At 69.3% G+C, this 23593-nt stretch carries 22 protein-coding genes and 4 pseudogenes; 9 read left to right on the top strand and 17 right to left on the bottom strand.

The window, feature by feature from the left end:
- Window positions 1–226: 226 nt before the first annotated feature.
- Both ACFPIJ_RS54290 and ACFPIJ_RS54295 read left to right on the top strand, forming a co-directional pair.
- Window positions 227–736: a hypothetical protein gene (locus ACFPIJ_RS54290; protein WP_380127439.1), complete on the top strand. Its 510-nt coding sequence runs from the start codon at window positions 227–229 to the stop codon at window positions 734–736.
- A 14-nt stretch (window positions 737–750) separates the two neighbouring features.
- Window positions 751–921 carry a hypothetical protein gene (locus ACFPIJ_RS54295; protein WP_380127440.1) on the top strand — a complete coding sequence of 57 codons (171 nt, stop codon included), beginning with the start codon at window positions 751–753 and terminating at the stop codon, window positions 919–921.
- A gap of 195 nt (window positions 922–1116) precedes the next feature.
- Here the strand turns inward: ACFPIJ_RS54295 and ACFPIJ_RS54300 are convergent, their stop codons facing one another.
- The 4 genes and pseudogenes from ACFPIJ_RS54300 to ACFPIJ_RS54315 form a co-directional block, all read right to left on the bottom strand.
- Window positions 1117–1818: a hypothetical protein gene (locus ACFPIJ_RS54300; protein ID WP_380127441.1), complete on the bottom strand. Its 702-nt coding sequence runs from the start codon at window positions 1816–1818 to the stop codon at window positions 1117–1119.
- A 139-nt stretch (window positions 1819–1957) separates the two neighbouring features.
- The gene (locus ACFPIJ_RS54305; protein WP_380127442.1) at window positions 1958–2449 is read right to left on the bottom strand and encodes a SigE family RNA polymerase sigma factor; all 492 of its coding nucleotides are present in this window, start codon (window positions 2447–2449) and stop codon (window positions 1958–1960) included.
- A gap of 345 nt (window positions 2450–2794) precedes the next feature.
- Window positions 2795–8251: an AAA family ATPase gene (locus tag ACFPIJ_RS54310; protein ID WP_380127443.1), complete on the bottom strand. Its 5457-nt coding sequence runs from the start codon at window positions 8249–8251 to the stop codon at window positions 2795–2797.
- Between the two features lie 68 nt (window positions 8252–8319).
- A pseudogene (locus ACFPIJ_RS54315) lies at window positions 8320–8792 on the bottom strand (IS5 family transposase); the annotation flags it as partial.
- 270 nt (window positions 8793–9062) lie between these two features.
- Here ACFPIJ_RS54315 and ACFPIJ_RS54320 point away from each other — a divergent pair.
- Window positions 9063–9590 carry an IS110 family transposase gene (locus tag ACFPIJ_RS54320; protein WP_380127444.1) on the top strand — a complete coding sequence of 176 codons (528 nt, stop codon included), beginning with the start codon at window positions 9063–9065 and terminating at the stop codon, window positions 9588–9590.
- 281 nt (window positions 9591–9871) lie between these two features.
- Here the strand turns inward: ACFPIJ_RS54320 and ACFPIJ_RS54325 are convergent, their stop codons facing one another.
- Window positions 9872–10642: a transposase family protein gene (locus ACFPIJ_RS54325; protein ID WP_380127445.1), complete on the bottom strand. Its 771-nt coding sequence runs from the start codon at window positions 10640–10642 to the stop codon at window positions 9872–9874.
- 179 nt (window positions 10643–10821) lie between these two features.
- On the opposite strand from ACFPIJ_RS54325, the gene ACFPIJ_RS54330 reads away from it, so the two are divergent.
- Complete coding sequence (locus ACFPIJ_RS54330) at window positions 10822–11574, top strand: hypothetical protein (RefSeq protein ID WP_380127446.1); 753 nt, start codon at window positions 10822–10824, stop codon at window positions 11572–11574.
- Window positions 11575–11898: 324 nt separating this feature from the next.
- Here ACFPIJ_RS54330 and ACFPIJ_RS54335 read toward each other — a convergent pair whose 3' ends face one another.
- Both ACFPIJ_RS54335 and ACFPIJ_RS54340 read right to left on the bottom strand, forming a co-directional pair.
- Window positions 11899–12510: a transposase gene (locus tag ACFPIJ_RS54335; RefSeq protein ID WP_380127447.1), complete on the bottom strand. Its 612-nt coding sequence runs from the start codon at window positions 12508–12510 to the stop codon at window positions 11899–11901.
- Window positions 12511–12527: 17 nt separating this feature from the next.
- Window positions 12528–13001: pseudogene (locus ACFPIJ_RS54340) on the bottom strand (winged helix-turn-helix domain-containing protein); the annotation flags it as partial.
- A gap of 274 nt (window positions 13002–13275) precedes the next feature.
- On the opposite strand from ACFPIJ_RS54340, the gene ACFPIJ_RS54345 reads away from it, so the two are divergent.
- Window positions 13276–13473 carry an MBL fold metallo-hydrolase gene (locus tag ACFPIJ_RS54345; RefSeq protein WP_380127448.1) on the top strand — a complete coding sequence of 66 codons (198 nt, stop codon included), beginning with the start codon at window positions 13276–13278 and terminating at the stop codon, window positions 13471–13473.
- Here the strand turns inward: ACFPIJ_RS54345 and ACFPIJ_RS54350 are convergent.
- Complete coding sequence (locus ACFPIJ_RS54350) at window positions 13451–14272, bottom strand: thaumatin family protein (protein ID WP_380127449.1); 822 nt, start codon at window positions 14270–14272, stop codon at window positions 13451–13453. The two genes, ACFPIJ_RS54345 and ACFPIJ_RS54350, sit on opposite strands and share 23 nt — an antisense overlap.
- 224 nt (window positions 14273–14496) lie before the next feature.
- Window positions 14497–15441 carry a thaumatin family protein gene (locus ACFPIJ_RS54355; protein ID WP_380127450.1) on the bottom strand — a complete coding sequence of 315 codons (945 nt, stop codon included), beginning with the start codon at window positions 15439–15441 and terminating at the stop codon, window positions 14497–14499.
- 106 nt (window positions 15442–15547) lie between these two features.
- Between ACFPIJ_RS54355 and ACFPIJ_RS54360 the strand changes: the two genes are divergently transcribed.
- Complete coding sequence (locus tag ACFPIJ_RS54360; RefSeq protein ID WP_380127451.1) at window positions 15548–15781, top strand: GyrI-like domain-containing protein; 234 nt, start codon at window positions 15548–15550, stop codon at window positions 15779–15781.
- A 259-nt stretch (window positions 15782–16040) separates the two neighbouring features.
- On the opposite strand, the gene ACFPIJ_RS54365 is transcribed toward ACFPIJ_RS54360, so the two are convergent.
- Entirely contained in the window at window positions 16041–16676 is a 636-nt protein-coding gene (locus ACFPIJ_RS54365) for a TetR/AcrR family transcriptional regulator (protein WP_380127452.1), read from the bottom strand.
- A 138-nt stretch (window positions 16677–16814) separates the two neighbouring features.
- Here ACFPIJ_RS54365 and ACFPIJ_RS54370 point away from each other — a divergent pair, with 138 nt between their 5' ends.
- On the top strand, window positions 16815–17546 hold the full coding sequence (locus ACFPIJ_RS54370) for an SDR family NAD(P)-dependent oxidoreductase (protein WP_380127453.1): 732 nt from the start codon (window positions 16815–16817) through the stop codon (window positions 17544–17546).
- 62 nt (window positions 17547–17608) lie between these two features.
- Here ACFPIJ_RS54370 and ACFPIJ_RS54375 read toward each other — a convergent pair.
- The 6 genes and pseudogenes from ACFPIJ_RS54375 to ACFPIJ_RS54400 all read right to left on the bottom strand — a co-directional run.
- A pseudogene (locus tag ACFPIJ_RS54375) lies at window positions 17609–18271 on the bottom strand (transposase); the annotation flags it as partial.
- A gap of 229 nt (window positions 18272–18500) precedes the next feature.
- On the bottom strand, window positions 18501–19085 hold the full coding sequence (locus ACFPIJ_RS54380) for a hypothetical protein (RefSeq protein WP_380127454.1): 585 nt from the start codon (window positions 19083–19085) through the stop codon (window positions 18501–18503).
- Window positions 19082–19231 (bottom strand): hypothetical protein, encoded by a 150-nt coding sequence (locus tag ACFPIJ_RS54385; protein WP_380127455.1) that lies wholly within the window; start codon window positions 19229–19231, stop codon window positions 19082–19084. Before ACFPIJ_RS54385 ends, ACFPIJ_RS54380 begins: the two co-directional genes overlap by 4 nt.
- On the bottom strand, window positions 19231–19554 hold the full coding sequence (locus tag ACFPIJ_RS54390; protein WP_380127456.1) for a nuclear transport factor 2 family protein: 324 nt from the start codon (window positions 19552–19554) through the stop codon (window positions 19231–19233). The genes ACFPIJ_RS54385 and ACFPIJ_RS54390 overlap by 1 nt, the downstream gene beginning before the upstream one ends.
- Before the next feature lie 87 nt (window positions 19555–19641).
- Complete coding sequence (locus ACFPIJ_RS54395) at window positions 19642–20538, bottom strand: SDR family oxidoreductase (protein ID WP_380127460.1); 897 nt, start codon at window positions 20536–20538, stop codon at window positions 19642–19644.
- An 85-nt stretch (window positions 20539–20623) separates the two neighbouring features.
- Entirely contained in the window at window positions 20624–21361 is a 738-nt protein-coding gene (locus tag ACFPIJ_RS54400) for an SDR family oxidoreductase (RefSeq protein WP_380127457.1), read from the bottom strand.
- A gap of 99 nt (window positions 21362–21460) precedes the next feature.
- Between ACFPIJ_RS54400 and ACFPIJ_RS54405 the strand changes: the two genes are divergently transcribed.
- Both ACFPIJ_RS54405 and ACFPIJ_RS54410 read left to right on the top strand, forming a co-directional pair.
- On the top strand, window positions 21461–22162 hold the full coding sequence (locus ACFPIJ_RS54405) for a TetR/AcrR family transcriptional regulator (protein ID WP_380127458.1): 702 nt from the start codon (window positions 21461–21463) through the stop codon (window positions 22160–22162).
- A 90-nt stretch (window positions 22163–22252) separates the two neighbouring features.
- Complete coding sequence (locus ACFPIJ_RS54410; RefSeq protein ID WP_380127459.1) at window positions 22253–22564, top strand: hypothetical protein; 312 nt, start codon at window positions 22253–22255, stop codon at window positions 22562–22564.
- Window positions 22565–23060: 496 nt separating this feature from the next.
- On the opposite strand, the pseudogene ACFPIJ_RS54415 reads toward ACFPIJ_RS54410, so the two are convergent.
- A pseudogene (locus ACFPIJ_RS54415) lies at window positions 23061–23593 on the bottom strand (hypothetical protein); the annotation flags it as partial.

Here is a 23593-nt window from a genome sequence, read left to right on the forward strand (position 1 = left end):
CATCCTCCACGAGTACGAACACGCTGCATGAGCTGCATGGACGAGGTTTTCGGCACGTACAGGGCACTGGCACGGCGATGGGTGGCCGGCGCGATCCTGGCTGCCCGACGCATTCATGGCAGGCGCGGCTAGCTGGCGGTGCCGGCCGCAAGTAGGGTGCCAAGGCCGGCCAGGCGGTGGCGGCGCGGGCGATGCAGCGGCGCCGGTGCGAGTACTGTCGATGTCTATGGCGCGGTTCGGGCTCGGACGCCGACATCGACCGGACATGGATGCATCAGCCACGCCGCAGCAGCGGCTCCGCCTGCGTGTGCGCGGCTGCGGCGACGCCGAAACCGTCGGCCCGGCGCTGCAGACGGCGGCTTTGGCCGAGGTGTCGGCCGTGCTCGACGAGATTGCCGTTGCTGCGGCCGGCGACGGTGTCCTGCCTGTCGGCGCGATCAATGACGTGGCGCTGCTGCATCGACTGCGGGCCATGGGGCTGGCCGGCGTGGTCGAGGAACGGCACGCCTGCGGCGCCGCCCAGGTCCTGGCGCACGTGGTGGAGCCGGCGTCGCTCGCCCCGGCCGTGCGGGCGGAGGTCGCCGCGGCATTGATGCAGGGCGCGCCGACGCACTTGCCGGCGCTCTTCGACCGGATGGTCTCCAAGCCGCCGACCGGGCCGCTCGCGACGACGAGGATGAACTGCTCTCGTTCATTTACAGCACCCGGCCGTCGCCCGCCTTCTCGATCGCCATAACCGCCGTCTGGACCATGCGGCTCGCCCTCGAGTTCGCATACCCGGTCGACGTGCAGATCTTCGTCCTCCAGTGCCCACACACGGTCATTGCACCGGTGCTCGCCGTCATCGCGGCTGCGTTCACAACCGCGACGCTCGCCAGCCTGGCCCGGCGGCGGACGCCCGCCCCGATCCGCGGGGCGTAACTCGGGCGCTCCACGCCGTTGAGCGTGACATCGAGCTGCCACGCCTGGCTCTGATGCTTCGGGACTTTATGGATGTTTGCTGGTGGCCGAGTGGTCCGGCATGCGACGGGAAGGCGCGAATTTGCTCTCACCGATCACGGAAAAGTCAGGACGGGACCGCCTGACTTTTCCGTGATCGGTAGGAAGGGGCGGGCGTCAGGCTTTGATCTGGCTGGCCACGTTGATGGCGATCCCCATCACCTGATCGCTCGTCAGCGGTGGGCCGTCCTGAGCCGCCCCGGCGCCTTCGACTCCGAAGGCCTTGGTGTTAGCAATCTTGAGTATCCGCCCGTCCGGCAATCCCACCGCGGCGACGTACTCCCCCACGCCACCGTCGTCCGAGATGGTCAGGAGGGTTGTCTTCGCCCCGTTCGGAGCGGTTCCCTCCTTGCATTCCTGCGCCGTGGGCGAACACGTTACGGAGCCGTCCTGGTTCGCCGGGTCATCCGAAACGCCCTTGCCGGGGAAGATGCCCAGGTGCAGGTGCCCCTTGCGGCCCCTGTTCAGGACACCGCCGTCACCGGCGAACATCTCGAGCGACTTCGGCGCATCCTTTGCTCCCTTGTAGAGCAGTTTCGGCGGCTGGCCGTCGGGTCCGGTTTCGTGCGGGCCGCTGGGCTCGAAGATCCACTTAGCGCCGGGCGCCTCCTTTCTGAACGCGGCGTCGAGCGCCTCACTCAGGCGTTTCGCCGTCGCCGCGGCCGACTCCTCGCTGTTCGCGACGAGCACGAACCGGGTGTCCGGCGCGGTGGAGTCGGGGGCGGAAGCGCCGCCGGCCACCGACGGCAGGGACGAGACGCCGGTCCCGCCGGTCATGCTCAGGCCGAGCGCGGTGATTACGGACAGCGTCACCGCCACCGTGGCTAGCCCCGTGACTCGCCGGACGGCGCTACGGCGCTTCTCCCGTTGTACGATCCCAGCGACGTCCACTGTGGATGGCGGGAGCTCCCCAACTACCTGATCGAACAGTTGTGTACTCATTCTTCCTGCCTCCAACTCAGCTCCCGAACGACACGGCGGTCGCCCGGAGCGTTTCCAGACCGCGGGCGGACTGGCTCTTCACGGTCCCGACCGATATCTGCAGAATCTTGGCGGTGTCCTCGGCGGAGTAGTCGAGATAGAAGCGCAGTACCAGTACGGCGCGCTGCCTCGGGCCAAGCGTCTTGAGCAGTCGGGCCAGCGACTCCCGGTCGGCGATCCGGTCCGGCACCGACCAACCCACCTCGGGCGGCTCCGGCTGGGCCCACTCGCGGCGGGAGGGCCGCCGCGACTCGTCCAGCCAGGATCGGCTGAGCACTCGCTGGGCGTACGCGTCCCGGTTGTCCGCCACGCGAACCTTGCGCCAGTTCCGGAACAACTTCGTCACCGTGATCGACACCAGGTCATCCGCGGTATGCCAGTCCTGACACAACAGGTACGCGGTACGCCGCCACCGCTCCATCCCCGCCGACACGTACGCATGGAAGTCGTCCTCGTCGGCTCGCTTCACATAACCTCCCCTTCGCAGTCGTCTGACGGCAGTACGACGACGGCACCCCCGACCGGGGTTGCACGCGGGATGAAGTACTCGTGCAGTCGACGTAGCGCCAGGCCCGCCGAGGGGTACGAGTATGACCTTCGTCGACTTCCGGCTCGTCCACCTTCTTGGGTGGACCCCCGCTCCATGGAGATAGCCTGCCCGACACAACGTCAGGATCGATGGACTACCCGATCAACGTCGTGCGTCGAGGCACCTGTACGACTATCTCGTCCATAATGGACAGTCGGTCCGGACCGGCAGGCCGGACAATGCATCGACCCGCCTGATACCCGCTTCGCCCGGCGGCATCGCGCACTAATGGGAGGTGTCGTCGCTGTTCGCGGCGGTGAGCGGGAGTTCTATGCGCAGGCTGGTCCCCGCCCCACGGGGGCTGTGGAGCACGATCCGGCCGCCGAGTGCCTCGGCTCGGTCTTTGAGGCCGAGCAGGCCGGTGCCGCGGGTGAAGTCGGCACCGCCGGCGCCGTCGTCGCGGACCGTGACGCGCAGGACGGCGTCGGCACCGGCTTCGACGGTGACCGTGACGACCGAGGCGTGGGCATGTTTGGCCGCGTTGGTGAGCGCCTCGGCGACGATGTAGTACGCGCTGGTCTCGACGTGCTCGGGCAGCCGCCCGTCCACGTGCATGTCGAGGTCGACCTGGATCGGTGCGCGGCGGGCGAGCGTGCGCAGCGCTGGGCCGAGTCCGCTCTCGGTCAGGATCGCCGGGTGGATGCCGCGGGAGATCTCGCGGAACTCCTCCAGGGCGCCGGTGGCCGTGGTGACGGCGTGGTCGAGCTGTGCGGTGAGCGCGTCAAGCTCGGGTGGTAACGCCGCCTGGGCCGCGCGCAGCTGCAGGGCCAGGGAGACCAGTCGCTGCTGGGCTCCGTCGTGCAGGTTCCGCTCGATGCGCTGGCGGGTCTGGTCGGCGGTGGCGACGATTCTCGCGCGCGAGGCGGTGAGCTCGGTTCGGCTCTCGGCGTTGGCGAGGGCGGTCGCGACGAGCTCGGTGAAGTCGGCCAGCCGTTGTTCGGTGTCCTGGGGCAACCGCTGGCGCCGCGAGGTGACGGTCATGGCGCCCCAGACCCGGCCCTCGACCAGAATCGGGCTGGCGACCGCGGAGCAGGCTGTCGCGGGCTGGCTGGCCTGATCCGGGTCGTCCACGTCGCGGCGGCCCGCGCGGCCCGTGGCCCGGACCGACGCCCTGGCGGAGTCGGGGTCGGGCCTGTCCCGCGAACCGGGCTGAGCTTGCTCGAACCCGTAGCGTCCCATCATGGTGGCCTCGCCGTCCGATTCGAATCGTATGATCGCCGTGCCGTCGGCGCCGAAGAGCGTGCCGACCTCGTCGGCCACGGTGGCGAAGACGAGTCGCGGGCTGGCGTCGCGGGCGACCAGTGTCGCCACCCGCCGCAAGGCCGCCTGCTCGTCGGCGATGCGGCGGAACTCGGTGTACAGCTGGGCGTTGTCGAGAGAGACGGCAAGTTGGCCGGCGATGAGCTTGACGGCGTCGAGCCGTTCGGCGGTGAACGCGCCGTGGATGAGACGGTTTTCGAGCAGCAGCACCGCCTGCAGCGTGCCGCGGTTGAGGATGGGCACGGCCACCAGCGAGCAGCAGCTGAGGTCGGTGAAGTACGGGTCGCGGGTGAAGCGGTCGTCGCGGGTGGTGTCGTCCACGACCAGCAGCTCACGCATCCGCTGGGCGTATCGCAGTACGGACATCGGCACGGTGTGTTCGTGACCGGTGCCGGCGGCCGGGATCACGCGGCCGTCGCCGCCGGGTGCGGGCAGTAGCCAGTCGTGCCGGTCGTCGCTCCACAACAGCAGATGTACGCCGGTGGCGCCGGTCATCGCGGAGAGCACCTCGACCAGACGGGAGTACAGGCCCTCAACGTTGGTCTCGGAGCTCAGCGCCTGCGACGCGGACAGGACGCCGAGCAGGTCGAGCGTTCCGGTCGTGACGGTGGAGCGACGCGGGGGAAGATCACCGGAGTGGCGGGCGTCGGGCCCGGTGACCGGCTCGGCGTGCGGTCGCAGGGCCGGGTACGCCCAGTCCAGTTGGTCGACCTTTGCTGTCGCGCCCCATGCGAGGTACTCCTGGCGGGCCTCGGCGAGCAGTTCATAGCCGGGGTGTTCGACACCGTGGGCGAGGTAGAAGCGGGCCGCGTGCTCGCTGATCAGGGCCCGATGCCACGGCCGCTGACGCTGCGCGACTTCGCGCCACGCGGCGTCGAAGCCGAGGACGGCGGCGCGGAAGTCCCCGACTGTCCAGGTCCGCTCCGCCTCGAGCAGCCGCAGCAGATGCTGGAAGTTGTCCGGTGCGTCCGCGGCGCGGGCGGCCAGCCAGCGCATCACCCCGTCCAGTTCGCGCAGCAGGTCCCCGCGCTCCCCACCGCGGCTGGCACGGGCCTGGCCGGCGAGGGCCAGTCCACGCAGCACGTGCGCCACGACGGTCGGGTAGAGGAGCTGGCTATCCGGCAGCAGCGGCATCGCCGCCGCCGTGTGCCGGGCCACGCCGGCCAGGTCGCCGAAGATGGCGGCGGCGATCGCGCGGGTGACATACGCGTGGAGCAGCGCCAGCGGGCTGCCGGCGTACCGGTCGGTGCGGACCGCCTCACCGGCCGCGCCGGAGCTTTCGCCGCGCAAAACATCAGCCAGCCACCGGTAGCTGTCGAGCGGTGCGCCGGTCTGCTCGCCGCCGGTACGCCGCACAAAGGCCAGCCCTGCCTCCACCTCAGCGACGAAGACGTCCAGCGATGGCCCGCAGTCCAGCAGGGCCGGTACGGTCGAGAAGTAGGTGTATCCGGCGTTGGCCAGGTCGCCCGCCGCGATCAACCCTTCACGGGCGCGCTGACCTGCTTGGACACCGTTTTCGAGCGGTTCGAACCAGCAGGACCAGAGCGAGAACAGGAACCGCGCCTGCGAGGTGTCGGGCTCGTAGCCGCGGGCCTCGCCCAGCGCCAGGACCCGGCGCATCGCCCGGTACGCGGCTGCGTAATCGCCGCGCACCGTCACAGCGGCGAGGCCGCTGTGACTCGCCGGGCCGAGCAGGGTTCGGGCGGGGCCGTGCTCGATCCAGATCCGCAGCGCTTCGAAGCTCAGCCAGGCGGCCGTGGCGTGGTCGCCGGCGAAGTGGGCCGCCGGCAGGATCGCGTTGATCAGACGGGTCGCGGCGAGCAGCGTCGGCTCGGTGACGTCCGGCCGGGTCAGCTCGCCCGCGGCTTCGGTCTGCTCCAGCCACCGGTACAGATAGTCGAACTGGTGGTCGAGCTCCATCAGGAGCCGGTCCGCAGCTGGCACGGTGATGCCGAGCTCACGCACCGACTCCAGGACAAGCCCGATCGCCTCCGCGAAGCGGTTCCGGTGGGTCAGGCTGCGCGCCTGCACCACGGTTGCGTCCGCACGGTCCAGGGTGGTGACGCACAGCCGGTCGATCGTGCGGTATTCCTCGTCGGCCTCGTCCAGGCGTCCCAGGCTGTACAGCGCGGTGTGCCGGCCGGTGTGCACCTCGACGAGCGTGGCCGTCTCGTCCGGGTCGATGAGCCGCAGCGCGGCGGCCAGCAACGCGTTCACCAACGCGTGGTCGCCGATCAACGCCGCCTGGCCGGCGGCGCGCCGCAGCAGCCCCACCACATGACGCCGCTCCGCGGCATCCACGACCGCGTCGACCACCGGCAGGTACTGCTCCGCCGCGACCGCGAACAACTCCGGCACAGCCGCCAGCCGTCGTGCCATCGTCAGCCGCAGGACACGAAGCCGCTGCGGATCCAGCTCGCGCAGGACCACCTCGCGGATCCGGTCGTGGCGAAACCGCACCGCCTCGCGCGCCCCGGGCTCCACCACCACGAGGCCATCGTCGAGGGCGGGCGCCAGCCGCTGTTCCACCACGCCCGCCGGCTCGGCGGTGGCGGTCTGCAGCAGGCGCAGCTCGGCTCGCCCGCCAAGACACGCCATCGCCTCCACCATCTGCCGCGACCGCACCGGCATGCCCTCAACCAGCGCCCCCAGCAACCCGGCCACGTCGGACCGGCCCAGGTGAGCACGCACCTCCGCCGCGTCCCACCGCCACCCGTCGGCCGTGGCGGTCAACAGCCCGTCGCGGCGCAGCGCGTTGAGCAGCTCCACCGTCTCATACGGATTACCGGACGCATATGGACTGATCACCTCGCCCAGACCCGCCGCCCCGGCCTCGTCCACGTGGAGCATCTCGGCAACCATGGTGATCGCGCCAGCTACCGGCAGGTTGGCCAGCCGCAGGTGCCGCACCCCGGGCTGTTCCCGCCACCGCGACCACGCCGCCGTCAGCGGATGCGCCGCGTCCACGTTCTCCTCGCGGTACGCACCCACCAGCAACACACCGTCGACCGGCTCCCCGCTCAGCACCAGGTCCACGAAGCCCAATGGCGTGCGCCCCGCCCACTGCAGATCATCGACGAACACCACGACCGGCCGCTCCCGCGAGGCGACCGCCCGAAGGGTGTCCACCGCCACGCGCTGCGCCCGAGCCTGCGCGGTCAGCGGATCCCCCGGATCGGCCGGCACCCCCAGCAACGCCGCCAACTCCGGCACCACCGCGGCCAGCAGACCCGCGTTCGGCCCGACCGTCTCCAAGATCCGTCCGCGGACCTTGGCCAACTTATCCTCCGGCTCGGCCAGCAACAGCCGCCCCAACGCGCGAAGCGCCTGATGAACCGCGTCGAACTCCAGATCCCGCCGATACTGGTCGAACTTGCCCGCCACGAACCAGCCATCCCGGCCGGTCACCACCGGCCGCAGTTCGTCGATCAGCGTCGTCTTCCCCACCCCTGGCGCCCCGCCGACCAGCGCCCCGCGACACCGGCCCGAAAGCGCCTCCTCGAACGCTTCCTCCAGCGCCGCCACCTCCGCTTCGCGCCCCACCAGCCGCGACGGCGGTAGCAGCCGCAGAGGCACATCCCGCTCGCCCACCCGCAGCGCAGCCGCCGCCCGCGGGTCGGCGTCGCGCAACCGCTCCAGGTCGTAGACCACGCCGTCGGCCGTCTGGTACCGGTGGTCCGGCTCCTTCTCCAGCAGATGCATGATGATCTCGGACAACGGCACCGGCACGGCCGGGTTCACCTCCGCCGGCGGCACCGGCACCCGAGCCAAATGATCATGCGTGAGCCGCAACGGATCACCCCAACCGAACGGCGGCGCACCCGTCGCCAGCTCGTACAACGTCGCACCCAACGCGTACAGGTCGGCCCGCTGGTCAACCGACCGCCCGGTACGCCCGGTCTGCTCCGGCGCCAGGTACGCCAACGTCCCCACGATCTCGGTGTGATGCGTGAACTCGGGACGGATCTCGGCGAACGACGTCGCCAACGCGAAATCCACCAGACAGGGGACGCCGTCGCGGGAGATCACGATGTTCGTCGGAGTAATGTCCCGGTGCATCACACCCCGCCGATGCATCCCCGCCACCGCCCGGGCCAACTCCACCGCAAGCCCGATCAGCTCATCAACCGCCAGCGGCTTCCCCAGCACAGCCAGGCCCGTGCCACCAAGATCCTCCACCACGATCGGCCCCGGGCACCGCGGCACCTCCACCAGCTGCACGACGCCCACCACACCACGCAGTCGCCCCAGGATCGCCACCTCGTGCTGCACCCGCCGCTGCGCGTCCGGTCCCAGCGGCTCCTTACGGACGACCGTGCGTCCAGCAACGAACAGCCGAGTCACACGCGTGCGCCCGCTCTCGTGCACTATTTCGCCCCGAACGGGCGGATCTCGGCCCGGCAGCACTCCGCCGTTCCTCATTCGACACCTCCCGCGCACGGTCGGTTGCACCTCATACTGTACTTACCCCCCTAGGTCGTGTGTCGAAGTCATAGCCACTCGTTGATCGCGGCGATGTGGAGGGTGGCTTCGTATCGCACGGCGAGCTTGTCGAACCTGGTGGCGACGCTGCGGTTGCGTTTCAGGCGGTTGATGCCGCACTCCACGGCGTGGCGCTGTTTGTAGGTCTCGGGGTCGAAGGCTGTTGGCCGGCCGCCCTTCGACCCGAGCTTGCGCCGGTTGGCGTCCTGGTCGGTCTTGGACGGGATGCACGCCTTGATCCCGCGGCGGCGCAGGTAGCGGCGATTCCCGCGGGACGTGTACGCCTTGTCGGCCAGAACCCGGTCTGGACGGGTCCGCGGTCGTCCACCGTTTAACCGGGGTACCCGGGTGCCGTCCAGGACCACTGTGAACTGCGGGCTGTCGCCGCGCTGACCGGCGGTCAACACGAGCGACAGCGGTTTCTGCCCTGTTCACACCCGAGGTGAACCTTCGTGGTCAGTCCACCACGAGACCGGCCCAGGGCGTGGTCGGCCGGCTCGTCGCGGACACCGCCGGGCGGTTCGGCCTGCAGATCCCCGTTACCTTCTTCATGGCTCTCGCCGAGAGTCACAGGCCACCGATCCTGGTATGACTGAGATCCCCTGTCACCGATGATCGAAAAGGTGATGTCGCCAGGGTCGGAGGACGTCCATGACCGCTGATGGAGACCTGGCCGGAGAAGGCCTTTGTAACGTGGCTGCCGGCGCGGACGTTCAGGCGTGGCCTGCAGGCACGTCGAAAGTGGTGCTCGATGACGCAACAGCAGGACGGTGCAGCATTCGCCGTGTTTTGTGGCCTGGATGTGGCCAAGACCGACCATCGTGTCGTCGCCTTGCGAAGTGACGGCGGGCGACTTGCCGACCGGACGCCGCCGAACGACGAGACGGCGCTGACCGCGTTGTTCACCGAGCTGGTCCAGTCCGCAGGCGGCGTCGATCGTGTGCTGGTCGTCGTGGACCAGCCGGCCTCAATCGGAGCACTTCCGGTCGCAGTAGCACGCGCGCAAGGGCTGCCAGTGGCGCACCTGCCCTACGTAGTCGCTCAGCCACTGAGCGTACCCATCGGCCAGATCACGCAACGCCCGCAGCAGCCGGTACATCAGGCGGGTGGTCACTACTCCGGGTTGCGCGAGGAGTTCGGCAGCCACGGCCTCGGTTGCTTGCGCGTACTCGTCTTCGACGTACATCGGGAAGTCATCGCCAAACCGGTTGTAGGCGTGGCTACAGATCTTGAAAGTCAGGTTCGGGGTAGTTTGGGTTGGAACGTCATGCCGGCTTGATGCCGCGCTTAAGGTTGGAACATACGCCTTCGGTTGGGTTGGGGTCGGGGCACAGGCCAGGAGCGGGATGACGGCGAGCCGTTCGCAGACGTCGACAGGCTTTCGCATGGCCTTGCTGATGTGGGTGTTGAGGTTCGTTGACTAAGAGGTCGAGTGATGGCAGGTGGCATGACCAACGACAGCAATGGAGCAACTTGTTGCTTCTGTTATGGAATCATCCGTCTTGAAGAGGATGAATATGCGATGCGAGTGCGATTAGACGGACTGAGCCTTTTCCAACCTCATCCGTGCTGCTCTTCAACTTGCTGAAGGACGAGGATCGCGGCGGTCAAGGCGGTCGCTTGTTGTGGACAGCAGCGCAGCCGGCGTAGGAGCCGCCAGGTTTTGAGGGTGGCGTTGGCGCGTTCGCCGATGCCGCGGATCTGGTTGTGGCTGCTGTTGCAGTCCCGCATCCGGGGTGGCAGGTCGCGGCCGTAGTGCGGTACGCCGATCGCGCCGCCGGCACCGCGGTACGCCTTGTCAGCCAGGGTCGCGACAGCGGCGCCGGTCAGCGCGGCGATGATGCCGTGGGCGCGGGCGGCTGTCAGGTCGTGTGTGGCGCCGGGCAGTGCCGGCGACAGCCAAACCGGCCGGCCGTGCGGATCGGCGATGACCTGCACGTTCACCCCATGCCGCTTGTGCTTGCCGGAGTAGTGGAGTCGATCTTTGTGCCCGCGGATCCGGTCGATGCTGATCAGGGTGCCGTCGAGGATGCCGAACGCGAGCCGACGGATACGGCGCATCGCCTCGGTCAGCGTCGGTGCGGTGGCGGCGAGCAGGTCGACCGCCTCGCGGATGTACCGCCACGCGGTGGTCACGCCAATGCCGAACCCGACTGCGAGCTGGGCGTAGGTGTCACCGTTGCGGAGGTGGGCCAGGGCGAGCAGGGCTTGGCGGCCGGGATCGAGGCGCCGCCACCGCGATCCCAACGTCCGTCGATGCCCGCGAAGCAGGGTGGTCAGGTGGTTGAGGCTACGGGTGGACAACGAGATCGCCGACGGGTAGGACAGCATCGAGAGGCTCCAGGGGAGGGCAACGTCCTTGGTCGATTGCCGTCTTACCGGGAGCCCCTCCCCACGTCGACCCGGGTCCATGCCTTACGCGTCGCATCCTGCCTGACCGGCATGATCAGGTTGGACGAAGCTCAGTGCATGTCGGTTGGGGATCCTGGTATGAGATCGGGTGGCTGGGCGTGTTGATCGGTGCTTTCGAATTTCGTACGACCCATGCTGCGCTGTTGATCGGCTCGACCGACCTGCTGCCGGAGGTCGAGCTCGATCATGGCCAGACTGCGAACAGTGATGGTCGGCACGTGATGGTGCGGAGCAGTGGGCAGTTCGGCAGCACCAACGTCTCGCTCTGGCACAGAGCTATGCCGTGGATCGGTGACGTGGTGTTCGACGGGCTGCTGGATCTGCCTGACTGTCAGGTGTTCGTCGGTGATGTCGAGGGACAGGACCGGTTCGTCAAGAAGCTCGGCGGAGCCGCTGCGTTCCGGTTCGTCGTCATGGTGGACGATGCGGCACAGCCGTCCAAGATCCACGTCGGCATCAATGTCGGCAGGGTGCAGGCGCCGGCGACGACCGTGCACGGATATCCGTTGCCACCGATTCTTGGCGAGCCGGACCTCCATCCCTTGAATGCTTTAGGAGTCATGCTCGGTGAGTACGACAGTCCGATGGCCCGGTTGGCGGGCGCGGTGAAGCACATCATGTTGCTGCGCGACGAGCTCGCCGGGCCCTCGCTCCAATTCGTGGTCGAACAGCTGGCGCATTGGCTGCGGCGGCTGACGTTCCACACGCGGCTGGATCAGGTGGAGATCCTGGGCGCGGCGTTTCTCGATCAGCTCAGCACTGTCGAAGAGGTCACCGACGAGCAGGCGTTGTCGATCGCCACAGAGATGCTGCGGCGGCTGTATGGCGGCAGTATCCCTTCGGAGTCGTAGGCCGACCAGCGTGTGTCGCGCGCCAGTGGAGGGTGATGCCGTCGTCGGCGGCTCAGCGCGGGCGCAGAAGCGGCGCTGCCAGAGGTCACTCCTGGCCAGGTGGTTGAGTTCCACCGGTCGGCTCGCGGGGTGGTGTTGCTTTGGCGGCTGGCAAGATCCAGGGATGCTGGACGGCGTTGGATGAGGTTGGAAAAGGCTCACTGTCGGACCTGCGCCCCAAGCAGGAGATGTACGCTCATTCAACGTGCCTGAGAGAACGACTTTACAGTGGTTTCGAGGTCTGGTGGGAGCAGGAATACCTTCACCGGCTACAGATCTTGAAAGTCAGGTTCGGGGTAGTTCTGGCTCGAGGGTCATCCCGGTTTGAGCGAGGAATCCGGCGGCGAGGTCGGGCTGGTTCTGGATTTGGCGGAGTCGGCGTTTGACGGTACGGGCGAGGTGGTCAACGCCGTGGGCGGTGAGATTGGCGATACCGCGTTTCAGGTTGGACCAGACGCCTTCGGTGGGGTTGAGGTCCGGGGCGTAGGCGGGCAGCCGGATGGCCGTCAGCCAGTCGCGGCCGTTGATGAAGTCGCGCATGGCCTTGCTGACGTGGGTGTTGAGGTTGTCCCAGACGAGGACGATCGGCGCGTCCAGGCGTTGGTGCGCGGTGTCGAGCAGGGCGATGTAGTCGGCTTCGGTGAAGCTGGACGGCTCGCCTTTGCGGCCGCGGTGGGTGAGGGTCCGGAACATCAGCCGGCCGCGGTGACCGGCCTTGAGGCAGAGCAGCCCGGCGATCGAGACCCGGCCGGAGCCCTTCCCGGTCACGGTCACCACCGGGGTGTGCCCGCGCCGGGCCCAGGTCCGGGCCTTCGGCGGTCGCAGCGTCTGACCCGCTTCGTCCTCGAAGCAGATCCAGGCCCGCTGCGCCGCCGCTGATCTCTTACCGACGGCCACCGCCGTGCGTGCCAGTCCTCGATCTGCGCCGGGTCACGCTCAGCAGCGCGACGGGCCGGGACCTGCGAGCTGAAACCCATACGGTGCAACAGATACGACGTCCCGCGCAGTGTGTACCGCGCCCCGAACAGTCGCTCCACGAGCTCGGTGATCCGCACGAGGGTCCAGCGCTGGTCCGGGCCGAACCCGTGCGCCACCGGCCCCCGGTCAAGCTCGTCGCCCAGACGGCGAAGCTGGTCGGCGTCTAGCCGGCAGGAAGCACCGCTGGAACCCTTTGAGGCAAGGGCTTCCACGCCACCTCGGCCGATCGCACGCCGCCACCGGTACACGATCTCGGCCGACACCCGCAGCCGAGACGCGACTTCCGCGACCGGCAATCCCTGCTCCAGCAGTGCGGCAGCTTCCCTGCGCACCGCTTCCCGCCTGGTCCGCGCCTTGGCGGTCAGGCCGCCACCATCCGGATACCGCATCTCCCCGGCATACCCACCCATCGACCGACATCACCCAACGACGCCGATCGAACCTCACCTTTCAAGATCTGTAGCCGCGAGATCATGTCGTTGACGTCCCGAAGTCGTGGCTGCGGCTCATCGTCCCCCGGGGCGGAGGGACCGAGGCTATCGTGTGGGCCCTGGCTACCGGGTTGGCTCGGGGACACTGTCGGCGTCGGTGAGCGGGAGCTCCGCTTGCGGGGTGGTCCCCGCTCCGTATGGGCTGTCGAGGGAGATACGGCCGCCGAGCGCCTCTATGCGTTCCTTGAGGCCGGTGAGCCCGTCGCCGGTGAAGCCCCGGCACGGGGTGCTGCTGACTGGTGACATCCCGGCCGTGCACGAGGGCGGTGCCCGGCCGGGCGTGTTCCACACCGACCGCGAGCGCGCCGCCGCGTCGTACGCCCGGCTGCGCGAGGTCGACGGGGCGCTCCCCGGCCACGGCGACCCGGTCAGGGGCTGGTCCCCCACGTGATGCGGTAGCCGCACTCGCCGGCGCAGGTGAACGTGCTCGTCGCGTCGTCGTCCACATAGGAGTACGCGAACGGCTCCGCCCGCTTGAAGATCGCGGCGTAGTTTACCGGCCACTCCTCCGGCTTGCACTTGTCGCGCGGCGCCCACTGGCCGTTACAGCAGTACTGGTCGGTGCCGAAGACCCCGCACGGCGACTCGCAGCCGCCGCCGGGGACGCGCAGCTCCTGTGGGCAGTCCACGGCCCGCGCGCAGCCGTTCTTCGCGCACCCGGTCACGCTGATCGGGTCCTTCGTGGTGCCGGCGGCAATGTTGATCCACATCGGCAGGTTCGAGCCGTCGACGAGGCTCACGTCGTAGAAGTCCAGGTTCATGTACGCGTTGAAGTTGAACTCGGCGAGGGTGGCCGGGATGACGCCGTACTGCCGACACTGGAACCGGCCGGCGCAGTCCCCGGTCTGGCAGTGCCCGGCGCCGGCCGCGTCGAAGCGGCAGCCGGTCCGCGCCCAGAAGCGGCCGTTCCAATGGTCCGGGACGTCGACGGTGACGGTACGCCCGGGCTGCAGCACCCAGCCGGTCACTGCGAGGGCCGGCTGCGGTGTCTGCTGCCAGGCCGCGATCCACAGCGTCTGCGCCACGGCGTTGACGAACGTGACCTGGCGGTGGCCGGTGGTGACGGTGGGGGTGCTCGGTGCCTTCGTCCGGGATGGCGAGGCGGCCGCCAGCCCGGCGCCGCCCTGGGGCCTGCCCGCCTGCGTCGCGTCGCCGCCGGTCCCGGCCGGGCCCGCGGCCGTGCCGGTCACGCATCCGTCCGCGGCCCCGTTCGTCGCACCTGCGCTCGTCGCGCCTGCGCCTGCGCCCGCGCCGGTCGCACCTGCGCCTGCCCCTGCGCCCGTGGCTAGGCTCGCGCCGGTGTCCGCAGGGCAGGCCGATGCCCGACTTTTCGTCTCATCGCCGGATTTGTTCGAGCACCCTGCCGTCAGCGCGAGCGCCGTGGCAATGACCGCCAACGTGGCGTACCAGCGCCTCATTGCGTCACCCCGAATGTGATGCGGTAACTGCACCCGCCCTTGCAGGCCATCGTGGCGGAGTCGTCGAAGGCGTACGAGTACGCGTACGGTTCGGCGCGCTTGAACACCTGGGTGTAGTCGACCGGCCACTTCGCCGGGATGCAGTGCTCGCGGCCCGCCCAGGCGTTGCGGCAGCAGTACGTGTCGCCGCCGAACGCCGCGCACGGGTTCTTGCAGGCGCCGCCGCCGGCGCGCATCGGCTCCGGGCAGTCGACCGGCTTCGTGCAGCCCGCGGCGACGCAGCCGGTGGCGGAGACCGGATCCTTGCCGACGCTGTGGCTGACGTTGATCCACATCGGCAGGTTCGACCCGTCGACCATGCTCACGTCGTAGAAGTCCATGCCGCCCCACGCCGCGAGCGCGAACTCGGCGAGCGTCGTCGGCGTGGCGCTGCCTGTGCACTGGAACTTCCCGCCGCAGTCGCCGGTCTGACAGTGCCCCGCGCCCGAGGCGTCGAACGAGCAGCCGGTACGGCCCCAGAACCGCCCGACCCAGCCGCTGGGCACCACGACGATCACGCTCTGCCCCGCCTCCAGTACCCATTCGGTAGCCGCGAGCGGGTGGGCCTTGTCCGGCGACGCCGCGGCCCACACCCGCTCGCCGAGCGTGTTGACCAGGGTGATGGTGCGCGCTCCGGCCGGCACGCTCGGCGACCGGCCCGCCGAGGCGGACGGCGCCGCACCGAGCCGCCCAAACCCGGCGGACTCGGCCGATCCGGGCGACGCCGCCTGGCCCGGCGCCGCGGACCCTGCCGGCGCCGACGCATATGACGTGGAGGGCGAGCCCGTGGTCGCGGAGGGAACCGAGCCCGAGGAGCGGGTCACCGCGAACGTGACCAGCGCCGCCGCCATGACGACAAGCAGCACACCGGCGCCGACGAGGGCGCGCCGAGAAAGTCGCATGCCCAGGAGACGCCCCGCCACGCGCCGGATAACGGTTTTATCGGGGCGGCAGGGGCCGGGCCGGGGTTGACCCGAACGGCGGCGCGGCGCCCAGCCCACCGCCCGCATGCTGGTGCGTATCCCGCTGAGCGGGCTGGCCGAGGCGCTGGCGCCCGGGTTCGCGCGGCTGCACGCGGGCCTCGCCGAGCAGGGGATCGCCCCGACGGGGCCGGCCGGGACCCGCTACCTCAGCGACGACCTCGACGCGGCGGAGTTGGAGGTGGAGCTGTTCGCGCCGGTGGCGCGCCCGCCCCGGCCGACCGCGATGACGTCGCTGGGCACCATGATCGACTGCATGTAGTCGCTCGACTTCAGGGTGCAACTGCCTGGCGGGTCAGCGGCCCGCAGCCCTACAGCAGCGTCGTCGACCACGCCGTCCGCGACGTCGCCACAGCCACACAGCCGCACCTGGCCGGCCACGACGGCGCCGGGCTCGGCGTGTGCGGGTCCGCCGCCCGCGGCCACGCCGTCGACGGCTGGAGCGACATCAACCCCCATCGCCTGGGGCTTGCCCACCGCCGGCACCGCGCCCCGGACCCTTGCCCGACCTCGTCCGCGGCTCAGCTTTCCGGCACCGGTGCGGATTCGTTCCGGGGCGGCCAGCCTGCCAGGGCGATGTCGACGACCTGGCTGAGTGCCTCGCGGGGGACGCCGGTGGCGGCCTGCACGGAGATGCCGTAGGCGACGGTGGCGACGTAACGGGCGAGGGTAGCCGGGTCGGTGTCCGGCGGCAGGTCGCCTTCGGCCCGTGCTCGGACGAAGCGGTCGCGGATGGCGTCCTCGCCGTTGCTGCGCCATTCGACCAGGGCATCCCGGGCAAGCCGGCCGGGGGTGCCGGTGGCCAGGGCGCCTTGCACGCCGAGGCAGCCGGCCGGGTGGTCCGGGGTGGTGGTGGCGTTCACAGCGCCGTTGAGGATGTACTCGGCGACACCCCGCGCGGTGGGCTCTTGCAGGCCGTTCTGCACGTAGCTGGCCGGGCCGCTGGTGTAGCGGGCCAGGGCCATGCGGAACAAGTCCTCCTTGTTGCCGAACGCCGCATACATGCTGGTGCGGTTGATGCCCATGGCCTCGGTCAGGTCGGCCAGTGAGGCCCCCTCGTATCCCTGGCGCCAGAACACCTCCAAGGCGCGTTCCAGCGCCTGGTCGGGGTTGAAGGAGCGCGGCCGGCCGATTACGGGGCGTTCGGTCCTGCTCATGCCTCGATGACAGCAATTCCGTACCGATCGATTCGTAACTCGACCGCCGCCATGATACGGCTCCTTACGAACCGATCGGTACGGAAGTTTGTCCAGGTGGAAGGTTGAACCGGTCCATCATCGGAAGGAAGCGCAATCATGGGACAGCTCGAAGGCAAGACCGCGCTGGTGACCGGCGGCACTCTGGGGGTCGGCTTGGCCGCCGCGGGCGCGCACGTGTTCATCACCGGCTGGCGCAAGCCGGAGTTGGATGCAGCAGTGGCGGCGATCGGAAACGGTGCCGTCGGGGTGCCGGGCGACGTGACGCAGCCGGGGGACCTCGATCGCCTGTACGAAGCGGTACAGCAGTACGGCCGCGGGTTGGATGTGTTGTTCGCCAACGCTGGCGGCGGTTCTTTCGCGACGCTGGAGCAGGTCACCGAGGAGCACTTCGACCAGACATTCAACCTCAACGTCAGAGCCGTGTTGTTCACCGTCCAGAGGGCACTGCCATTGCTCAACGACGGCGCGTCGATCATCTTGCCGGCCTCCACGACGGCAACGACCGGCACCGAGGCGTTCGGTGTCTACGCCGTGTCCAAGGCTGCGGTGCGCTCCTTCGCCCGCACCTGGGCCAACGAGCTCAAAGGCCGCGGCATCCGGGTCAACGCCATCACCCCCGGACCGATCGACACCCCCGGCATCACCGGCCTGGCCCCGAACCAGCAGCAGGCCGACCAGCTCAAGGGATTCCTGGCCACCCAGGTCCCGCTGGGCCGGATGGGCCGACCCGACGAGATCGCCGACGCCGTGCTGTTCCTGGCCTCCGGCCAGTCCAGCTTCATCACCGGCGCGGACCTGTACGTCGACGGCGGCATGAACCAGATCTGACCCCTGATGGCCAGTGGTGCGCCCGCGCCTGCGGGCGCACCACTGGCCAGGCGGCTCTCTACCTAGTGCTGTGACCGGAACCGGCGTTGCCGTTCGGAGCGGATCCGGGCTCGTTCGCGACGTTGCGCGGCCAGGACGTCGGGGTGACGGGCGTTGGCGTTGCGCCAGCGCAGGTAGTCGTGCAGCGCGCGGGTCGCGACCGGGTGGTTGGCGTGGTTGGAGCCAGCGACGACGAGCATCCGCAACGGCCCGAAATGTGCCTCGATCGGGTTCGCCCAGGACGAGTAGGTCGGGGTGAAGCACAGTTCGACCCGGTTCCGGGCGGCCCAGGCCCCGATCTGCTTGCCCTTGTGTGCGGAGAGATTGTCCAGGATGACGTAGATCGGGGCGCCGTCCGGGCGGGCGGCGCGGATCGACTTGAGCGCGGCCAGGGTGTTGCCGGCCGATTTGCGGCGGCGTACGACGCCCCACAGGGTGTCGTCACCGACGCTGTAGCAGGCGTGGAACTGCCGCACGCCGTGCAGCTTGTGGTAGTTGCCGGGCAGCCGGTCCGGATGCCCGGCCGGAGTCCACGACGCGCCGGCGTGCGGGCGGATCGTCAGCGGCCCGAACTCGTCGAACGCGAAGACCCGGTCCGGGAACGCGGTAGTCACCTCCTCGATCCGGGCGAGCTTCGCTTCAGCGTTCGGGTCGTTGCTCTCCTTCCACGTCTTGGTCCGCTGGAAGGTGATGTCGTGCGAGCGGTATCCGCGCACTGACCCGCGAACCGGGCGCCAGGTCGACGGCGTCGCGGTGGCGACCCGATCCACATCCGCCGCCTTCAACCCCTTGACATTTACCAGCGCCGAGGACCAGGTCGACGAGGACCTCACGTTCGTCCGTCTTGGCTTTGATCAGGGCGAACGCCACCGGCAGGCCGTGAACGGTGGTGACCCAGGTGCAGGACTTCACCATTCAAGTCTGCCTCGATCGTGCCAACGCGTAATGCAACGGTGCCTGCCTGTCCGGGGCGCCGTATTGGCCGAAGGTGAAGCATCTGTGCTGCCAGGACGCCACCGATCTATTCTGTGTGATCCGGGTCAGGCGGCCGGTCGACGACGGTGCGGCCCTCAACCGCCAGACCGCGACAGCGACCGTGATCGGCCCGGCTGCGTTGACCAGCAGAGTGAGCAGCTCCTCAAGGACGCCGTAGCCCGCCACCCGCACTCCGATCACGAGGTTGACCACACAGAGCAATAGCCATAGCGGCCCGAAGGAAACCAGCACCGGGCCGGTGATCGTGTGCCCCGACGATACCTGGGCGAGGAGGGCGGCGAGCAGCGCCGAGGCGGTCCAGAGCATGACCCCGGCCGCTATGACGATCGGCAGCCGTCCGATGTGGAACACCGGGCCGCCGTCCCACCACGCCCGGCTCGCCCAGGCGGCCACGGCGGCTACGAGGGCGGGCACGCCGAACACGGCGACGAAGACCGTGGCCTCAGCGCGCAGCGGGTAGCCGGCCGAGGCTACGCCCAGCCAGGCGTTGACGACTGCGATCACGTACCAGGGGGCACGAAGACGGCGGCAGCGGTGACGCCGACCCAGCGGTACGACGGCTGGGCGGACAGCCCGGTGAGCAGCAGCACCGAGCCGTACAGCAGGAGTCCGGCGAGGAAGAACCGCGGCAGCCGCGGGGAGCCGGCCATCAGGCGCGGATGGTCATGCGGGACACCGGCGACCCGTCGATCCGGAACGCGAAGTGGCTCGGACCGTTGAAGCCGTCGCCGCCGACTATCGCGGTGACGACGTGCTCGCCATCCTTGTCGGTGACGGACGTGGGGGCCAGCGACACTCGTACCCCGATGAACTCGCCGTCGCTCCAGGCGCGGATCGCCGCCGGTCCGAGGAACTTGCGGCCCCAGTCGTCGACCACGCCGTCGGCGGTCATCCCGGCGAGGAAGGCATCGATGTCGCCGGCGTTCGCGGCGTCGAGCAGTGTCTGCACTGGCGCGGGAAGTGAGACTGTCATGGACAAGCTCCGATCTCGTGTCAGGTCGATGGTGGCTGATTCCGGGGGAGGCCCTGGGCCCGCTGGTTGCGGGCCCAGGCGTAGGTGTTACGCGGCCGTGACGGTGAGGACGTCGGCGAGGCCGATGCGGCGCAAGAAGTCGACCCGGATTCGGTCGGCGACCTCGCTGACCTCGGCGGACCCGTCGTTTGCCGGGTCGATGTGGACCCGGAACGGGCGGGTGCCGGCGGGCGCGTCGACGACCGCGACGATGGCGTCGGCGACCATCGACACATCGGCGTCGGCCGGGGCGAGGGCGGCGAGCCGTTGACCGACCTGCTCCATAAGCCCGGCGTAGTGCTTCTCGTACGCGGTGACGGTGTCGGTGTCGGCGGGGTGACCGCCGTTGGCGAAGTGGTTGGTGCCGGAGGTGAAGGAGCCGGGCACCACGATGGAGGTCTCGATCCCGAAGCGGGCCAGTTCGGCGGCGTAGCTGACGGCAAGCGCGTCCATGCCGGCCTTGGCGGCGAAGTAGGGCGCCAGGTACGGCGGGGTACCGCCGCGGGTGCTGCTGCTGCCGACCCAGACGAGCAGGCCGTGGCGCTGTTCGCGCAGGTGCGGGAGGACGGCTCGGTTGACCCGCTGGGTGCCGAGCACGTTGGTGTCGTAGACGGCGGCGAGTTCCTCCGGGGTGAACGCCTCGGTAGGGCCGGTGACCATGTGTCCGGCGTTGTGCACGATGACGTCGATGCTGCCCTGCTCGCCGAGGACGGTGGCGATCGCGGCGTCCGCGGAGGCCTGCGAGGCGACGTCGAGCTCGACGGTGCGCAGGTCGACGCCATGCTCTTCGGCGAAGGTCCGGGCTGCGGCGACCTGGGTGGCGTTGCGGTCGGCGGTGTGCCGCATGCCGGCGTAGACGGTGTGGCCGGCGCGGGCGAGCGCGCGGGCGCTCAGCGCGCCGAATCCGCTGGAGGCTCCGGTGATGACGACGGTGCTGCCCATGATGACGGGCTCCTTTGTGCGAGTGGGTGACGTGGGAAGCGAGCAAACGGGAGGGCGACGCGGGAAGGGCTGCGGCATTGGGCCGGCCTCAGGCGATGCCGCCGTTGGCGTAGATGGTCTGGCCGTTGATCCAGCGGGCCGGCCCGGCGAGGAAGGAGACGACCTCGGCGATGTCAGCGGGGGTGCCGAGGCGTTCGAGGGGGTTCATTTTCGCCATCCGGTCGATGGTCGCGTCGTCCTTGCCGTCGAGGAACAGGGCGGTGGCGGTGGGTCCGGGCGCAACGGCGTTGACGGTGATGTCGCGGCCGCGCAGTTCTTTGGCGAGCACCATGCTGATCGCCTCGACGGCTGCCTTGCTGGCCGCGTAGGCGGCGTACGTGGGCAGGGCCAGCTTCGTCACCGAGGTGGAGAAGTTGATGACGGCGCCGCCGGTGCGGATCCGGCGAGCGGCCTGCTGGTTGACGACGAAGGTGCCGCGGATGTTGGTGCGGTGCATGCGGTCGAGCGCATCGAGGTCGATCTCGGCGACCGGCGAAAGTGTCATGACGCCGGCGGCGTGGACGACGACGTCGACGCCGCCGTACGTGGTCTCGGCAGTGTCGAAGAGCCGGGCGACGGCGGCCTCGTCGGCGACGTCCGCCTTGACCGCCACGGCGCTGCCGCTGGCGGCCTCGATGACGTCGACGGCGGCCTTGGCCTCGATGTCGTTGCCGGCGTAGGCGATGACGACGGCCTGGCCGTCGGCGGCGAGCCGCTCGGCTGCGGCGCGGCCGATGCCACGGGATCCGCCGGTGACGATGGCGACGCGGCGCTGAATGTCGGTCATGGGAACTCCCTGGTGAGCCGTCGTGCTGACACCGATAACAGAAGCATGACATCACCGATAACGTCAAGTCGCTAGCAAAAATCTGTTATCGTCGGAAGCATGTCCGAGATCGCCCGTGCCACCCGGGACCGCATCATTGCCGCCGCCGCCGCTCTGCTCACTGAAGGCGGGCGCGAGGCCGTGTCCACGCGAGCGGTCTCCGCCGCAGCGGGTGTCCAGGCGCCGACGATCTACCGGATCTTCGGCGACAAGCGTGGCCTGCTCGACGCGGTCGCCAGCCATGGCTTCGCGGAGTACCTGCGGAGCAAGACGTCGCTGGGACACACCGACGACCCGGTCGAGGACCTACGACACGGCTGGGACCTGCACGTCGGCTTCGGAATCGCAAACCCGGCCCTCTACACGCTCATCTACGGCGAGCCACGCCCCGGCATCGAGTCGCCCGCCGCCCGCGCCGCCGCCGAGGTGCTCGCCAAGCAGGTCCGGCACATCGCCGAGGCGGGCAGGCTGCGGGTCGGCGAGGAACGCGCCGCACACATGATCCACTCGGCGGGCTGCGGCACCGTCCTCAACCTCATCGCCATCCCCGAAGACCGGCGGGACCCCGGCCTGTCGGAGCTGTCCCGCGAGGCCGTCATCGCCGCGGTCACCACCGACCCCCGGCAGGCGTCACCCGCGGACGCGCAGCCGGTCAACCGGGCCGTCGCGCTGCGAGCGGTCCTGCCGCAGGCGACCGTGCTGACGGCCGCCGAACGCGCCCTGCTCGCGGAGTGGCTCGACCGGATCGCCGCTACCGGCTAACTGGCACACCGGCCAACCGATCATGCGATCCCTGGCCGCCTACGACCACTGACCCCTTGGAATCGATCATCTGGACAAGGGGTGTGAACGATGAACGTCGGACGTGTCGGGATCTGGAGCATCGAGCTGCGGCTCGCCGACCCTTCCGAAATCAGCGAACGCGCCGCCGAGCTCGACGAACTCGGGTGGGGAACCCTGTGGATCCCGAGCCTGGGCGGCGGGGACCAGCGGACCCGCACCTGCCGCTGGTCACCACCCTCCGCCACCGTCCGCCAAACGGAGCGCGGCGACTGGCCCGCGATGTCCGGCTCCTACAGCACGACGTCCTCGTGTTGGCCCGCCGGGACGCTGCCGGAGCCCGACGGTTCTTCCACCAAGGATCGGCCAATCTGCCGAACCTGAACGTTGTCGGCCCGCCGACCGGTGTGCGCACCGACGCTGGCCGGGCGCCCGTGCTGCGCGCCGCCGTCACCGCGATGCTGACCCGGGCCCCATCACCCAGGCGGTGCACCACTGATAGCGACCCTGTCCCTGCTCGGCGGCCGCCACCCCGACGGCCGGACCGCGACCGCCATACCCGTCGACACCGGTGCGCCACCGCAGCAGATGCTGCCGCTGCTCAGAACGAAACCACGGGCCTGCTGGAGGAATTGCGTGATCGCAGCCCGGAGGAATTACGTGAAGGCCGACAGGTGCCGGTGCAGGGCGTCGACGAGTTGGTGGTACTGCTCGTCGGACGCGTTGGCGTACGCGTGCACAGGGCGCAAACTGTCCGTGGCCTCGTCGTGGTCTGGTTGGTGGTGTGGTAACCCCGATCCAAACCCCGACGAGGCCCTCATGTCGGCAGGCTCGTCAACCCGAGCGAGTTACGGACATAACATAACTTCCGGCAACATGCTCAGCCGCAATTTCCCCAGGTGTCCCTGCCGCCAACGTAGGCGTCCATGAAACCCCTGTACTTTACGCACTTACCGGCCGCGTTGCCCTCGACTGTGTCGTAGTACTTGAAGTTTCCGTAATCCATATACATCGTCCCGCCGCCCTGGACCTCCAGTTCCGCGGAAACGTAAGTCGCTGTGCCGACGGAAGCCGCCTTGAGAACTGCGACGCAGTTGGTGCCGGCCGCGCTGTTGTACATGAGGTAGACGTTGCCGATCGTGGTGGAACCTTTCACGATCGTTCGATGTCCGTCACTGACGTTGACCCAACTGCCGCCCCAGTCGTTGTGGCAAGCCTGCGCCGCCGTGTACGGGTTTGTCGCGGCATGGGCTGGCGTGGCGACCAACGTCATCGCCGCTGTAGCTGAGATGGCCAGAACCGCTAGCCGTCGTGCAATCTTCCGCAAGTTCCCTCCGTGTATCGAAAAGATGTGAGTCCGTCTGCCGTACTGGGGTGCACCACGGATGGGTGCACCCCAGGTCTCCGGACACC

The organism is Dactylosporangium cerinum, from assembly GCF_042653625.1.
GTDB classification, from domain to species: Bacteria; Actinomycetota; Actinomycetes; order Mycobacteriales; family Micromonosporaceae; genus Dactylosporangium; species Dactylosporangium cerinum.

What these genes read in the sequence shown, in the direction of transcription:
- ACFPIJ_RS54290 (WP_380127439.1), top strand. Translation starts at nt 227, where the DNA reads ATGGCGCGGTTCGGGCTCGGACGCCGACATCGACCGGACATGGATGCA.
- ACFPIJ_RS54295 (WP_380127440.1), top strand. Translation starts at nt 751, where the DNA reads ATGCGGCTCGCCCTCGAGTTCGCATACCCGGTCGACGTGCAGATCTTC.
- ACFPIJ_RS54310 (WP_380127443.1), bottom strand. Translation starts at nt 8,251, where the DNA reads ATGAGGAACGGCGGAGTGCTGCCGGGCCGAGATCCGCCCGTTCGGGGC.
- ACFPIJ_RS54320 (WP_380127444.1), top strand. Translation starts at nt 9,063, where the DNA reads ATGACGCAACAGCAGGACGGTGCAGCATTCGCCGTGTTTTGTGGCCTG.
- ACFPIJ_RS54325 (WP_380127445.1), bottom strand. Translation starts at nt 10,642, where the DNA reads ATGCTGTCCTACCCGTCGGCGATCTCGTTGTCCACCCGTAGCCTCAAC.
- ACFPIJ_RS54355 (WP_380127450.1), bottom strand. Translation starts at nt 15,441, where the DNA reads ATGCGACTTTCTCGGCGCGCCCTCGTCGGCGCCGGTGTGCTGCTTGTC.
- ACFPIJ_RS54360 (WP_380127451.1), top strand. Translation starts at nt 15,548, where the DNA reads ATGCTGGTGCGTATCCCGCTGAGCGGGCTGGCCGAGGCGCTGGCGCCC.
- ACFPIJ_RS54365 (WP_380127452.1), bottom strand. Translation starts at nt 16,676, where the DNA reads ATGAGCAGGACCGAACGCCCCGTAATCGGCCGGCCGCGCTCCTTCAAC.
- ACFPIJ_RS54370 (WP_380127453.1), top strand. Translation starts at nt 16,815, where the DNA reads ATGGGACAGCTCGAAGGCAAGACCGCGCTGGTGACCGGCGGCACTCTG.
- ACFPIJ_RS54385 (WP_380127455.1), bottom strand. Translation starts at nt 19,231, where the DNA reads ATGGCCGGCTCCCCGCGGCTGCCGCGGTTCTTCCTCGCCGGACTCCTG.
- ACFPIJ_RS54390 (WP_380127456.1), bottom strand. Translation starts at nt 19,554, where the DNA reads ATGACAGTCTCACTTCCCGCGCCAGTGCAGACACTGCTCGACGCCGCG.
- ACFPIJ_RS54400 (WP_380127457.1), bottom strand. Translation starts at nt 21,361, where the DNA reads ATGACCGACATTCAGCGCCGCGTCGCCATCGTCACCGGCGGATCCCGT.
- ACFPIJ_RS54405 (WP_380127458.1), top strand. Translation starts at nt 21,461, where the DNA reads ATGTCCGAGATCGCCCGTGCCACCCGGGACCGCATCATTGCCGCCGCC.
- ACFPIJ_RS54410 (WP_380127459.1), top strand. Translation starts at nt 22,253, where the DNA reads ATGAACGTCGGACGTGTCGGGATCTGGAGCATCGAGCTGCGGCTCGCC.